Origin of the sequence: Candidatus Liberibacter sp. (assembly GCF_014048425.1) — a bacterium.
GTDB lineage: Bacteria > Pseudomonadota > Alphaproteobacteria > Rhizobiales > Rhizobiaceae > Liberibacter.
On record NZ_JACETX010000005.1, the window covers coordinates 12,423 to 27,068 of the forward strand.

Below are 14,646 nucleotides of genomic sequence, written 5' to 3' on the forward strand. Positions count from 1 at the left end.
AGATATTTAGGGTTTTTTAGGTTGATAATCACAATTTTCGCAAAGAACTTGCATGGCTATTTTATTCTATTATGAAAGAGTATTAAGCAAATTATTGAGATGAAGCGAGCAGATATTAAGGGTCTAGGATGATGGTATTCGTCAAAACTCGTGGATGTCTTTTCTTTTTGATGGTGTTTTGGAGAGACAAATCATATTTTTAGGTTCTTTTTTCGCATTGCAATCATTTTGACGAAACGCGGCAGGAGGATTTTATTTTTCAAAAGATGGATTCGCACTCAGGTTTTCAATTTCTAAAAAATTGATTTTCCCGTTCAAAGAAGACGATCATAGAAGAGCAGAAGAAACCAATATTGCTATTAAAATCACGGGTGCAAACCAATATTTCGACATGAATATCTTTAGGAAATTTCGATGATTTATTCTCATATTTTGGGAGTTGTTATTACGTGAGAGGAGCTGTTCTTCTCTGGCAGATTCTGATGCTGCACGTCGTGCTGCAGAAATATAATCAGTAACAGTATTATTATCGTTCCATATACTGTCCTGTATAGAAGATACTCGCTCCAATATTTTTTGTATATTGTTAGGAGCATCTTCGTCTATTGCTAGAGGATTTTTTTCTTGATGTGATTCATAAACATTAGAAGAATCAGTATCTTTTTTAAATTTAAAGGATAAAGGAAAACCTTCTTTCTCATTGTTTTTCGAAGATAGATATGAGGCTTCAGTAGATTTTCTTTGTTTTTCATTCGTTTCATGAAAGCCGATTGTCTTTGAGTGATCGACTAATTTTTTGTCTTCAACGCTTGAAGTATTTTCAAACGATATTGGAGATTTTTCAATCCTAGAACTATTGGGTATCTTGATTTGATCAGGGGATGGGTTGTCATGAGAAACTCTAGATATTTCCAATTCTTTGGAAATATTTACAAGCATTTCATGCAGCTTCTCAAAATTTTTAACCATTTGTTCTACATGATTCTTGCCTTGATTTTCAAGGGTTTTCGTATCGCTTTTGAAGAGTCTTCCCTTATCTAGGCGTTCATCGAGTGATTTTAGCATTAATTGTGCTGTTTTTTGGGAAGTTTCTATAATATACTCGTCGGTAGTAGAAACATAATCTTCTAGACGGGAAATTCGTTGATCTGCCTGGTTGGAAGAAGTTTCGCTTTGTGAGTTGCTTGTTATAAGATCTTTTATACAAGAAATCTGGATGTCTAGATTGCGTAAAAGGGAATCCCCTTCTGGGATATTGTGTTTTTTCTCCAGTCTAGAAGTGATGTCTTTAAGGTAGCATTCTAATTTCTTAAAGGATGCTTCAATAGAAAATGGATGGGGTCGCGCAATATCTTCCAGATTTTGCAGGACGGTATCCAGTTTCCTAGAAAGCATTTTATCATCCATACTCTGGCTAATAGAATCAACTTTATTAGACAATTCAACTAAATACTCAGGTATATTTTCAAAAGAGCTGTTTTTTCCCAGTTTTTCTACTAATTCGGGAATTTGATTGATATTTTCAGATAGCTTTAAGATGTGATTATATGAATTATCTAATTTGTTGAGGTGCTTACTTAAGGTTTCAAGTGATTTAGAATTCTTCTCATTAGGTTGGTTCTGAAGGAGGATTTCGTCTTGTATGTTTTGAATTTGTTGATCAATAGTTGTCAGACGTCCTTCAAGTTTTTTAATAAAAGTATTATTACCATCTTCTATGGCGCGCTCGTTAGCTTCAACTGCCTTTTTTATTTCAGAAAGTTTAACATCGATAGTTGAGAATTTTTCTGTTAAGATTTTTTCATTCAAAGGCTGAAGCAAAGAAAGGATATTCTGAGTATCGACCAGAATAGATAATATTTTTTCATTGAGATTGTGTGCCAAATCGGCATTTTTCTCTTTGTCAAAGTTATGTTTTACGCTGTCTATTTTATGTGCCAAGGAACCAATTTCCTTGTGCAGACTTTTAAAATCCAATTTCTTAAGATGCTGCATAGAGACTTGCCAGTTGTTCTCTATCTTGAAAAGGGAGCGTTCCTTTGCAAGGGCATCCATTTTTAAGAGTATCTTTTCAAATTCGGCACGAAGATTTTTTGTTCCTGAAAGAGACGTAATTCGGCATAATTCAGAAACACTTTTCGCCATCCGTGCCATATCATGATGAAAAGTGTCTAAAGAACCATTTTGATCCGCGATATCTTGATAAGATTTCGACTCTGATGTTTTTTGTGCATTTAGAATTTCTCTATTCAAGTTAGAGCTCTCCTCTTGATTTGGAGTTCTCTCGTTTGATGTTTTTATCTTGAATTTTTTGCTCAAAACATCAGTTTTTTCCTCTATAGTATCGGAATCTTTATTTTGAGTATGGCTGGTTTCGTGTTTGGGAGAAGATTTTGAATCTACGGTCTTCTCTTGAGGACGAAAGTATGTTTTTTTTAATTGAGATAATAAAAACTGTAACTTCTTTCTCTTCTCTTGACTTAAAGGTGTTTTTGAGTTTTTTTCTTCGATGAGTTGTTGGATCCAGATTTCAATACGTTGTATATCTATCGTTCTAGAGGTGCTCTTTGACTTTGATTTGCTAGGTATTGCACCATAATCAAAATGAGATTTTTCTTGCAGTAATCTACTCATTGCATTTATCTTACTCTTCACAATATTTTTCTGTCCAATAGTTTCCGGAAACAGATTGATATACTTAACCATCTTCCAAACGTAGTTAACAACGAGTTAACTGTTGAAAGATTTTTAGTATCTGCTTTTATCGTATAAGAAAAGAGCACTTGTTCTTAAGAAAATAGAAAAAACTTTGAGTTGTGGGGACAAACCTCAAACACGGTTTTTTTATTGAAGAGTTGATTCTCTTGCTGTTCAATAAAAACAACGCAATATTTTCTGTAGAGAAAACAATAAATAAAGGGGATTTTTCTCCAATGCCTATTTCTAATCCGCCTGATCCTGTTTAGGCATAGAGATAATGTTATAGCCACAATCTACATAGTGGATTTCACCAGTTACTCCATTAGACATATTGGATAGCAAATAAAGAGCTGAATTACCTAGATCCTCATGAGATACTGTGCGACGAAGAGGGGAGTTTTTCTTGTTCCAGGAGAAAATAGAGCGTCCCGTCGAAATGCTGGCACCAGCTAAAGTGCGAACAGGACCAGAAGATATGGCATTAATACGAATATTCTGAGGACCATAATCGGCTGCCAGATAAATGACGGAAGCTTCAAGAGCAGCTTTAGCAACCCCCATAACATTATAATTGGGGATGACTTTTCTTGAACCTCCATAGGTAAGAGTCAGCATTGAACCGCCATTTGGCATTAAATCCGCTGCACGTTTCGCAACTTCGGTGAAAGAAAAGCATGATATTAACATAGTACGGCTAAAATTATTGCGTTTAGTATTAGCATAAAGACCCTTAAGTTCATTCTTGTCAGAAAAACCTATAGAGTGCACAACGAAATCCAAAGAGCTCCATTGATCTTTAATTTTTTCAAACATTGCATCTATAGATGCTTCATCTTCTACATCACAGGGTAAAATAAGATCAGAGCCTAGTTCCGCAGCTAAAGGTAACAGTCTTTTTTTAAGAGAATCTCCTTGATAAGAAAAAGCGAGCTGTGCCCCAGAAGACGCTAGTACCTTGGATATACCCCATGCAATGGAATGGCAATTCGCAACTCCCATGATGAGTCCACGCTTACCTTTTAAAAGACCATTCATTGTTATTATCCTTTATAGCGTCGAAATATAAGAGTGGCGTTTGTTCCACCAAAGCCAAAAGAATTGGACAAAATTGTATCGATTTTTGCATTATCAATACGCTTTCTAACAATAGGTAATCCTTCAAATGCTGAATCAATTACCTCAATATTTTTACTTTCGCCGATGAAGTTTCCTTGCATCATTAACAGAGAATATATTGATTCTTGTGCGCCGGACGCACCCAACGAATGCCCAGTTAAAGATTTCGTTGATTGGATATACGGAACCTTATCCTTAAAGACTTTCCGAACCGCCTCCATCTCTTTAAGATCACCAACAGGGGTCGAAGTGCCATGAGCATTAATATAGTCAATAGTATTAGGATTTATCGACGCTAGAGCCTGTTGCATACACCGTACGGCTCCTTCTCCAGAGGGTGCAACCATGTCAAAGCCATCACACGTACTTCCATAGCCGATCAACTCAGCATAAATTTTAGCCCCACGAGCTTTAGCTCTTTCCATTTCTTCTAGCACGAGAATTCCGGCTCCGCCAGCGATAACAAAGCCATCACGAGCAATATCATAAGCGCGAGAGGCAGTAGAAGGAGAATGATTAAATTTTGAAGTCATGGCACCCATGGCATCAAAAAGATTAGCCATTGTCCAATCAAGGTCTTCTTGTCCTCCTGCAAACATCAGATCTTGCTTCCCCGAAAGAATCAGCTCCGCAGCATTTCCAATGCAGTGTGCAGAAGTAGAGCAGGCAGAAGATATTGAATAACTTGTGCCACGTATCCGAAACCAAGTTGATAAAGTTGCCGCAGCTGTAGATGACATCGCTTTGGGAACTGCAAAAGGACCTATGCGTCGAGTATTATTATATTTTTCAGTACAGTGCGCGGCTTCTACGATGCAACGAGTAGATGGCCCGCCTGAGCCGACGATCAGACCCGTCTTGTCATGAGACACCTCGTCGGGTTTCAAACCAGAATCAGTGATTGCTTGTTGCATAGCAATTTGACCCCAAGATCCGCCTTGAGACAGAAAACGCATAGCTTTACGATCAACCATCTCGTTTATATTAAGCTCTGGTTTTCCCCATACTTGGCAACGAAAACCAAGTTTTGCAAAATCCTCTGAAAACGTAATGCCAGATTTTGCTTCAAGAAGTGCAGCCATAACCTCAGAAGAATCATTGCCAATAGAAGATACAACTCCCATTCCTGTGATAGCTATCCGTCTCATAATGCAAGGCCTTTTTTTTAATTGTCCACGACTTCATTGCCTTCTTCTTCCTTATAAAGGCAAACGCGCAGATCCTCTGCTCTATAGATTTCTTTCCCGTCGACCTTCAGCCATCCATCTGACGATCCAAGAACAACACCGGTTTTCCTGATTTTCTTAAAATCCACTCCATACTCAATTAGCTTGGATTCGGGGGTTACCATTCCCTTAAACTTTACCTTAGAGACAGAAATGGCTCTTCCTTTTCCTGGTTCGCCCAACCATCCAAGGAAAAATCCGGTGAGTTGCCAAAGGGCATCCAGACCAAGGCATCCGGGCATTACGGGATCATTTTGAAAGTGACAATCGAAAAACCATAAATCTGGGGTTATATCTAGTTCAGCGCGTGCAAATCCTTGCCCATAAGGGCCACCAGTTTCAAAAATTTCAGTAATGCGAGTAAACATCAGCATAGGAGGAAGGGGGAGTTGGGCACCACCTGCACCGAACATTTCTCCACGCCCACAGCTAAGGATATCTTCATAAGTATAGCTAGATTTTCTATTGTTCATAATTAAAACATCATCCCAATTCGTCCCTGCTTTTCAAGGCTAGTGCGCCATATTTTAATAAGCAAAGCACAATTGTACACAGTTTATGAGTTTATTTTAGACGAAGCCGAGGCTTCTACGTCCTGCTGAGATTCTTCAAAGAACTGTAGATCTCCTTCTCCTTATGTTTGGCATTAAAACTCCGAATACCCAAGCTTGAACATAAACCAAGTCAAAAAGATCTTAATGCCGATTAACACATAACAACGTGTTGACGGATATATGATTTGCACTTGAATTGCAACGAGACAAGTTTTTTACGAGATATACTTGTCTGTTTTTAGAGAAAGATTCCAGTGCAAATTTCAGTATCATAACACACATTACAAAACAAGGACATACACTTTTACAAACATGTAAATGGAAGCCATTTTAGAAAAAAATGAATTCTAGAAGGTAGATTAAACGACGATAATTCGTTTCAAGGAAACCCCCCTTAGATTCCGACAAGCATAAGAGAAAAGGGAAAATACAAGATTTGGCTTGATTTTATTATATTGGATATCAAGTCCAGTCGTAAAATCAACATATAAAATTCCCGAGGGCTATAGATGGATGGTGGAGCTAAGCGGGATCGAACCGCTGACCCCTTGCATGCCATGCAAGTGCTCTCCCAGCTGAGCTATAGCCCCATTCAACGCGAATATTATGTCTCTTTTTTAGCTCACCAAGAAGAAAGCTAAGGGGAATTTTACAAGAAGAAGACATCTTTCCTTTTGTATGGCGTATTTCTTTCCATATATTACACTTCCATGCACAAGGTGAAAATTCTAAAGTTTCTGCTCAGAAATTTCCATCTTTCCTCAGATTAAACCAAAACGAGCAGATTTATATCATTATTGATCATCATCTGAAATAGTGACGATATCATTCATATCAGAGCTGGTCTCTTCATCGTCACTTGATTCAAGAAAATCATCGTCATCACCTAAATCAACATCTTGATCATCATATGTCGCATCAAGGTCTTCATCATCTCCGTCTGGCACGACGATGTCCTCGCTTTCAAGAGTTTCAGGTTCGGGGTGAGGTTTCTTTACTGCTTTTTCTTCCAGATTTCGATCTTCGGATACCTCTTCAGAAGATGGGGTCTTTTCGAAATACGACAAAGGCCAAGAAGCGTCTGTATACGGGGACACGACAGGATCCCTATTAAGGTCATAAAACTTTTTGCCCGTCTCTGGGCAGGTTCTCTTTGTTCCAAGTTCTGGCTTTGCCAAAATAAAAATCCTCGTACGAGTCAAAACTATTTATACAACACGTTTAGCTGCTGGATTAGCGTTCATTATCTAAAGTGCGGAGAGACGTTATTCTAAAGATTACAAGAAATCAAGTCGAAGATGTGGTTTAATATTTTAAAAATTTAAATTTTCTTAAGGCATTGTAATTTTAAGGGGGATCTGTATTTTTTGTCGTGCGGGTTAATATCGGTATCGTTTAAAGGAGAACGAGCGTTTATCATGCCATCTTCCTATGTAAAATGTCCTGTGCGGGCACTTCGTTCTTCGGATATTCAAGGCGCCATTTGCGTTCCGGGAGATAAGTCTATTTCGCATCGTGCTGTCATATTAGGAGGGATCGCATCTGGAGAGACGAGAATTCGTGGTCTTCTTGAAAGTGACGATATCGTGAACACGATACATTCCATGAATTCTTTGGGAGCAAAGATTGAAAAGAAAGGTCGGGAATGGATTGTTAAAGGTGTTGGTAACGGTTGTTTTCTTGCTCCTAAAGCTCCTTTATATTTCGGAAATTCCGGTACGGGATGTAGGCTGGTTATGGGAATTGTTGGCGTATATGATTTCCAGACTCTTTTTAAAGGGGACAGCTCTCTTTCGAGAAGACCGATGGAGCGTATCTTAAATCCTTTGAGCAAGATGGGGGTGCAGGTAAAAAGTTTTGGCAAAGAGGGATGTCTTCCAATAACTTTGCGTGGTCCGGGCACGTCTAATCCAATTTCTTACAAAATTCCTATGTCCTCGTCACAAGTGAAGTCGGCAATCTTATTGGCAGGTCTTAATACGCCTGGTATAACTACGGTTATTGAGCCCCTTAAGACACGAGATCATACGGAAAGGATGCTTGAAAGGTTTGGGGTTAATCTTTCTATTAAACCCGATACGATTGCTGGTTATTCTGTCCGCTTGCAAGGAAGGGGAAAACTTTCAGGATGTAATTTGAACATATCAGGGGATCCATCTTCTGCCGCGTTTCCTATAGCTGCCGCCTTGTTGGTTCCGGGATCTGATGTGACAATTTTGAATGTTTTGGTGAATCCGTCGCGTATCGGATTGATTGATACGTTACAAGAGATGGGGGCAGATATTGTTTTTTTAAATCCTCGCATTGAAGGAGGGGAGGATGTTGCAGATATTCGAGTGCGTTTTTCAGAGCTCAAAGGAATAGTTGTTCCTGAGGAACGCATGCCGTATATGGTTGATGAATATCCTATTTTATCTGTCATAGCTTCCTTTGCTGAAGGAAAGACGGTGATGAAAGGTTTGCAGGAGTTGAGGTTTAAAGAGTCGGATCGATTGTCAGCAATTGCTGAGGGACTTAGAGTTAATAACGTTGAACATGAAGAGGGTTGTTCCCATTTAATGGTGGTAGGGGTGCCTGGCGGAAAAGGATTGGGATCAAGCCTGGGCAATATGGTGCGATCAAGATTTGACCACCGTATAGCAATGAGTTTCCTTATTATGGGTCTTGCATCAGAATATCCGGTGGCGGTAGATGATGGTAATATGATATCTACAAGTTTTCCGAATTTTATAGAGCTTATGCAAGGTTTAGGAGCTAAGATAGAGTTAGGACGGAAGAAAGACGTTTCATGAGTACAGTCATCGCAGTTGATGGGACTTCTGCAGCTGGAAAAGGGGTTCTTTCTCGTTTTATTGCTTGTGAATATGGTTTCCATCACCTAGATACAGGTTTGATTTATCGGGCTGTTGCTAAAAATATTTTGGAGGCAGGAATATCGCTTGAAGATGAATTTGCGGCGGAGAAAATTGCAAGAGATGTTGATTTATTGGCATTAGATAAAATGAATCTTTCATCGCAAGAAATTTCTGAAGCTGCTTCGGAAATTGCAGCTATTGCATCTGTTCGTCGTGCGTTGATGAAGATTCAAAGATCGTTTTCTCAACAAGAGCCAGGTGCGGTTCTTGATGGTCGCGATATAGGTACGGTTATCTGTCCTGATGCTATCGTAAAATTTTACGTAACATCTTCTTTGAATGTTAGGGCGCAACGTCGATATAGTGAGATGATTTCCAACGGAGAGAAAGTTGACTATGCGGCAATTCTTGATAGTATCAGGAAGCGGGATGGTCGAGATAAAAATAGGTTTTTTTGTCCGCTTGTGCAAAGCAAGGATGCCATATTGCTTGATACGTCGGCTATGAGTATAGATATCATGTGTAAAGTTGCAAAAGGACTTATTGACACAAAGCTTTGCAGGGGTTAAGTGTGTTGCCCTGATTGGCGATTTTCTCTTCTGGTCTAGGTTCTTGCTTGCAGTATGTGTCTGGAAGGTCTAGAAGTTTGGTTTCCAGGTCGCAAAAGAGAAAAGAGAATTGGTTTTCTCGTGTTTTTTGAGGTTGTTTCTATCAGGAGTTTTGATGTCTTTTACAAGTCCATCCCGTGAGGATTTTGCTACCCTTCTTGAGGAGAGCTTTACTAAGAAGGATCTTGCTGAGAGTTGTGTCACTGAAGGTATTGTTATAGCTTTGGAGAAGGACTTTGCGGTTATTGACGTTGGGCTTAAAATTGAGGGGCGTGTGCCGATCAAGGAGTTCTGCGACAAGGGTCAAGAAGCATCATCCGTTAAAGTTGGCGACAAGGTTGAGGTCTATGTTGAGCGTATAGAGAACGCCTTTGGAGAAGCTGTCTTCTCTCGCGATAAGGCTCTTCGTGAAGGAAATTGGATAAAACTTGCAGAGAAGTTTGCGGCAGGAGAGAGGGTTGAAGGCATAATATTCAACCAAGTGAAGGGTGGTTTGACTGTTGATCTTAATGGAGCGATTGCATTTCTACCTCGATCACAGATAGATATCCGTCCGATAAGGGATGTTGTCCCTCTTATGCATAGTCCTCAGTTATTCGAGATTTTAAAGATGGATAAGCGACGCGGAAATATAGTCGTGTCGCGCCGTGCGATTCTTGAGGAATCGCGTGCCGAACAGAGATTTGAAATAGTACAGAAGCTTGAAGAAGGTCAAATCATTGAGGGCATAGTAAAGAACATCACAGATTACGGTGCATTTGTGGATTTGTCCGGCATTGATGGTCTATTGCATGTTACTGATATAGCTTGGCATCGTGTTTCTCATCCTTCTAAGGTTTTATCTGTGGGACAACAGGTTAAGGTTCAGATCATTCGAATCAACCAAGAGACGCATCGGATATCTCTTGGGATGAAGCAGTTGGAAAGCAATCCTTGGGACAATATAAAAGGCAAGTATGTTGAAGGAAGTAAGGTTACTGGTGTTGTTACAAATATCACGGATTATGGTGCGTTTGTAGAGTTGGAAGCGGGAATTGAGGGCTTAGCACATATTTCTGAGATGTCTTGGACAAAGAAGAATATCCATCCTGGAAATATTCTTTCAACAAGCCAGGAAGTTGAAGTTGTCATTTTAGAGGTTGATTCTGTTAAGCGCCGTATTTCTCTTGGTTTAAAACAGGCTCTCGGTAATCCTTGGGAAGCTTTTGCTAAAAGTCATCCGGTTGGGACAAAAGTTGAAGGTGAAATTAGGAACAAAACAGAGTTTGGTCTTTTCATAGGTCTAGATGATAATTTAGACGGAATGGTACATCTTTCTGATCTTGATTGGATTCGTCCAGGAGAGAGAGTTATTGAAGAGTATCATAAGGGTGATGTTGTTAAGGCTGTTATTCTTGATGTTGATGTTGAGAAAGAGCGCATATCCTTAGGGGTAAAACAGCTTAGTGAATCTCCTTTGGATTCTGTTGATTCTGATGGCGTGTCTAGTGGATTGCGTAAGAATAACGTTGTTTCGTGTGAGGTTATTTCTGCAAACGAGGGTGGCATAGAAGTCAAATTAGTTGATTATGATGGTGTAACTTCTTTCATACGTCGTTCTGATTTATCACGTGATCGTGTGGATCAAGATCCTGGACGTTTTTATAAAGGTCAGATAGTTGATGCTCGTGTCGTGAGTGTCTCTAAAAAAGATTGTAAGGTTACTTTATCTATCAAAGCCTTGGAGATAGCTGAGGAAAAAGGTGCTGTGGCTCAATTTGGATCATCGGTTTCAGGTGCGTCGCTCGGAGATATACTTGGCGTTGCTCTAAAGAACCGTGAGGGTGATTCTGAATAGATTCTTTTGATGCGTCTGTTTTTTGGGCTACCAGCAAATTTTCTTGGGATTATTATACAGTGAGAAGTGAAATTCCTCATTTTGTCTTTGTTATACAAAGGACAGGTGACCGAGTGGTTGAAGGTGCACGCCTGGAACGCGTGTATACGTGAAAGCGTATCGAGGGTTCGAATCCCTCTCTGTCCGCCATTGTTACCTAAAATCAATCACTTATGTAAAAGTAAGACTAAATCGGACTAAGCGGGTTCAAGGACTTATAAAACGCTTAGTCTTGCCTTTTAGGTTAATGGGCGTTTTAAATAGGTAGAGAATTTACAGTTCGCGTTAATCAGATTGTTATTCTGGTTCCAGAGATGGAAATATCCAAGAAGTTTTCGTACTATTGTCGGCGTACAATGGCTTTCTATATCATTAGGAAGAAGGGTGTTTGATAATCGTTCATACCCAATCAATGGGAGACGGGGCTATATTTTATCTTGTTTTTAAAATATATTGATGAATCTTAAAGGGTTTATACCATGCAACCAAGAGATAAGTTGTAGGATAATCCTCCAATCACTCAATCCGCCGGAATGGCTTTATATATTTCAGAAATGGAAATGTTTGCTATCATTCCGATCTTTTCTTTCAATAAGTTTATAGTAGCGCCTAGATAATTAATATTGCTATCGAATTTATAGTATAACGGTGTCTCGCAAATTTCTACGTTCTTGAGTTTTTGATTTAATATTATAGCGTTGATTCTATGATTTCAGATTAGAGAAATTTTCCTGTTTTCTGTGTTTTAAACAGGTTTAAATAGCGTCGGATTTCATCGAGATTCCCGGTGTTTTTCGTTGGATCATCTGATAGTTTAACAGCGGGTTTTTTGTTTGCTTCAAGGGCTTTGCATACAATATGTAGCTGTTCTAGGTGGAGATTTTGTTGAGGCATACAGCCATAAAAATCATTCGTGAGATTTGTTCCCCAGCCAAAGATCATTTTTACACGATTTTCAAAGTGTTTGTAGATGTTTATGATGGAATCAGCGTCAAGATTATCCGAGAATATCAAGATCTTTTGTTGAGGATCGCAACCCATCTTTTTCCACCAGGAAATGATTTTTTCTCCTCCTTCAATAGGAGAAGCGCTATCGTGGCGAAATCCTGCCCACTGTGTTACCCAAGAGGGGGAATTTTTCAGAAAAGAATCCGTTCCAAAAGAATCGGGTAATGCGATTAAAAGGTTGCCACTGTAAAGAGCATTCCAATTTTTCATTGTTGTATAGGGAGAATTTCGAGTTTCTATATCCGTGTCTGCTATAGCAGCAATTACCATAGATAATTCATGTGAATGAGTACCAATAGCGCTTAGATCATAAAACATGGAAAGAAGAACATTAGAGGTTCCATGAAAAGAATCCCCGAGTCCTTCTTTTAAGGCTTCTATACACCATTTCTGCCAAAAAAAAGAATGACGACGGCGTGTGCCAAAGTCAGCAATTTTCAAGTCTGGTAGTTCTCGTAATTTTGTTATTTTAGACCACATTTTTCCTTTTGCTTGAGAATACAGAAGATCTAAATTAAATGAGCTCATTGATCGGGTGATCGTGCGGGAATAGAGTGTGTTGATTATGATTAGAGAGGGGATTTCCCATAAGCTTGTATTCTGCCATAATCCATGAAAGTTGAGTATATATTGACCCTCTTTACGTGAAAGTTCGTAATCTGGAAGCTGAAAGTCAGATAACCACGAAAGAAATTCTGGCTCAAAAATCTGTTTTCTTCCATAAAAAGTATTGTTTGCGAGCCATTCCTTTTCCTTTGGAGTTAAGCGTAAAGAGCGAGCATGATCAAGTTGTGCTCGCAGTTCCGATTCATCTATTTTTTCTGTTAAGGAAAATTCTTGTTTACGATTCAGAAGTGAAAAAGCAACCTCAACTTTCGGATACAGCTTCCAAATTAATTGTAGCATCAGTAACTTATAGAAATCAGTATCTAATAAGCTACTTATTATGGGATAGTCAGTTTGAGAATATTTGTAAGCTTTTGTAAAAAAGAAATTTTCTATCATGAAAAATATTTTTTCTTAAGGAGGATAAAACCTATTATAGAATATAGATAATAAATATTATATTGAAAATGAGTGAAAAAATTCCAGTGATTGTATAATATAATTATATAACGGAGTGCTTGACTTCAATGATTTTGGATAAAAAATGTTTTTTATATGGATTGAAATAGTTTGATATTTATCTGGTGTAATTTATAAAAATCTTTGCATATTGTTATTGATGAGGTTTTTTCGAAAATAAGTCAAATGGATTTATTTGAAGCGGCTTGGCTAGAAAAGTTCTGTGCTGTTGCTATAGAGAGCATCTTTCGTGTAACTTATTTTAATATTATATTGTGAGATGATAGAGATAGGTAAAAATAATGGAAATTACTCTTGAGCGTTCGAGAATACTAGATTCCTTAAGTCATGCTTGTAGAATTATTGAGAGAAGGAATGTCTCTCCGATATCTTGTCATATTTTGCTTCAGACGGTTGATGGGAGCCTTAAGATGCAAGCAAGCGGCCCTGAAATTGAGATTACAGAAATCATTCCGGCAAATGTCAAGATTGAAGGTTCTGCTACTATCCCCGCTCAGCTTCTTCATGATATAGTACGCAAATTGCCAGATGGTTCGGAGCTTCGCTTGTCTAGGGATAGTTCCAGAGGAGATGGTATAGCTGTTGCTTCAGGTTGTTCTAATTTTTTCTTGCAGTCCTTTTCAGAAAAAGGTTTCCCGAGTTTGGAAAAAGAAGATTGCAAGCATTCTTTTAAGCTTAAATCATCCGTTTTGAGGAGACTCATAGAACGCACGCATTTTGCTATGGCAACCGAAGAAACCAGGTATTACTTGAATGGTATTTTTTTTCACCTTCAGGAAGAGAAAGGGCGTTCACAGTTGTGTGCAGCAGCAACGGATGGTCACCGTTTGGCTGTAGCCCATACCGATATTTCTGAGGAAATTAAGGGAATGCCGAGTATAATCGTGCCGCGCAAAGCGGTTCATGAGATCCGAAGGCTTTTGTCTATGGAGGATTCGGATATAAAAATTAATATTTCTGAAGCCCGTATTTATCTAGAAATAAGTTCTTCTCTTTTTATGAGTGCAAGGTTGATAGATGGTATTTTCCCTCGATATCAAGATTTTATTCCTGATACAAATGATAAAGAATTGCGGGTGAGATGTGACAATCTAAGACGAGCTGTTGATCGGGTTTCGACAGTTTCTTCTGAGCGTAGTCGAGCTGTAAAATTCTCTTTATCTCCCGGTCAATTGAGTATGACAGTCGACAATCCTGATATAGGAAAGGCGATAGAAGAGTTGAGCGTAAGCTATAGTAGTGATTCGATGGATATTGGATTTAATTCGAAATATATCTTGGAAATAGCAGAGAATATTTCAGGTGATGGAATGGTTTTCCTACTAAAGGATTCCAATTCTTCTGCTCTTATCAGAGGAGAAAAAGATGAAGATGCGTTCTGTATTCTGATGCCGATAAGGATCTAATGTGAGATATTTTATAAATATCATATTGGTTTTATAGCATTGTTGAAAATTTCGAAAAGACTTTAGGATAGATTCTAGGGATCATCTTTTCGGGAGTTATGTGATTTTTTGATCTCTTGGTTTTATTCAAATTAGTGTTTTGAAGGACATCGTCTTTATTTCGCAGTTTTTCTCTGTGATCAACAAGTTGGAAAATATCTTTCGGAATAAA

Annotated in this window: 10 protein-coding genes and 2 tRNA genes; 5 read left to right on the plus strand and 7 right to left on the minus strand. The window is 38.6% G+C overall.

The window, feature by feature from the left end; all coding sequences use genetic code 11:
* Positions 1 to 327: 327 nt before the first annotated feature.
* From H0G72_RS01265 to H0G72_RS01290, 6 genes are all read right to left on the minus strand, one after another.
* On the minus strand, positions 328 to 2,706 hold the full coding sequence (locus H0G72_RS01265) for a hypothetical protein (protein WP_182016823.1): 2,379 nt from the start codon (positions 2,704 to 2,706) through the stop codon (positions 328 to 330).
* 237 nt (positions 2,707 to 2,943) lie between these two features.
* Positions 2,944 to 3,735 (minus strand): enoyl-ACP reductase FabI, encoded by a 792-nt coding sequence (gene fabI, locus H0G72_RS01270; RefSeq protein WP_182016825.1) that lies wholly within the window; start codon positions 3,733 to 3,735, stop codon positions 2,944 to 2,946.
* A 5-nt stretch (positions 3,736 to 3,740) separates the two neighbouring features.
* The gene (gene fabB, locus H0G72_RS01275; RefSeq protein WP_182016827.1) at positions 3,741 to 4,964 is read right to left on the minus strand and encodes a beta-ketoacyl-ACP synthase I; all 1,224 of its coding nucleotides are present in this window, start codon (positions 4,962 to 4,964) and stop codon (positions 3,741 to 3,743) included.
* 17 nt (positions 4,965 to 4,981) lie between these two features.
* A complete protein-coding gene (fabA, locus tag H0G72_RS01280; protein WP_182016829.1) occupies positions 4,982 to 5,515 on the minus strand; it encodes a 3-hydroxyacyl-[acyl-carrier-protein] dehydratase FabA in 534 nt (177 codons plus the stop codon).
* Between the two features lie 595 nt (positions 5,516 to 6,110).
* Positions 6,111 to 6,186, minus strand: a tRNA-Ala gene (locus H0G72_RS01285).
* A 204-nt stretch (positions 6,187 to 6,390) separates the two neighbouring features.
* Entirely contained in the window at positions 6,391 to 6,774 is a 384-nt protein-coding gene (locus tag H0G72_RS01290) for a TIGR02300 family protein (protein ID WP_182016831.1), read from the minus strand.
* A 240-nt stretch (positions 6,775 to 7,014) separates the two neighbouring features.
* Between H0G72_RS01290 and aroA the strand changes: the two genes are divergently transcribed.
* The 4 genes from aroA to H0G72_RS01310 all read left to right on the plus strand — a co-directional run bounded on the left by aroA (position 7,015) and on the right by H0G72_RS01310 (position 11,085).
* Positions 7,015 to 8,388, plus strand: a complete 1,374-nt coding sequence (aroA, locus tag H0G72_RS01295; RefSeq protein WP_182016833.1) for a 3-phosphoshikimate 1-carboxyvinyltransferase — start codon at positions 7,015 to 7,017, stop codon at positions 8,386 to 8,388.
* Positions 8,385 to 9,020, plus strand: coding sequence for a (d)CMP kinase (gene cmk / locus H0G72_RS01300; RefSeq protein WP_182016835.1), 636 nt, complete (start codon positions 8,385 to 8,387; stop codon positions 9,018 to 9,020). Before aroA ends, cmk begins: the two co-directional genes overlap by 4 nt.
* Before the next feature lie 154 nt (positions 9,021 to 9,174).
* On the plus strand, positions 9,175 to 10,896 hold the full coding sequence (gene rpsA / locus H0G72_RS01305) for a 30S ribosomal protein S1 (protein WP_182016837.1): 1,722 nt from the start codon (positions 9,175 to 9,177) through the stop codon (positions 10,894 to 10,896).
* A 99-nt stretch (positions 10,897 to 10,995) separates the two neighbouring features.
* Positions 10,996 to 11,085, plus strand: a tRNA-Ser gene (locus H0G72_RS01310).
* 567 nt (positions 11,086 to 11,652) lie between these two features.
* On the opposite strand, the gene pncB is transcribed toward H0G72_RS01310, so the two are convergent.
* On the minus strand, positions 11,653 to 12,948 hold the full coding sequence (pncB, locus tag H0G72_RS01315; RefSeq protein WP_182016839.1) for a nicotinate phosphoribosyltransferase: 1,296 nt from the start codon (positions 12,946 to 12,948) through the stop codon (positions 11,653 to 11,655).
* A 362-nt stretch (positions 12,949 to 13,310) separates the two neighbouring features.
* Here pncB and dnaN point away from each other — a divergent pair, with 362 nt between their 5' ends.
* Positions 13,311 to 14,435 (plus strand): DNA polymerase III subunit beta, encoded by a 1,125-nt coding sequence (gene dnaN / locus H0G72_RS01320; RefSeq protein WP_182016841.1) that lies wholly within the window; start codon positions 13,311 to 13,313, stop codon positions 14,433 to 14,435.
* Positions 14,436 to 14,646 lie beyond the last annotated feature (211 nt).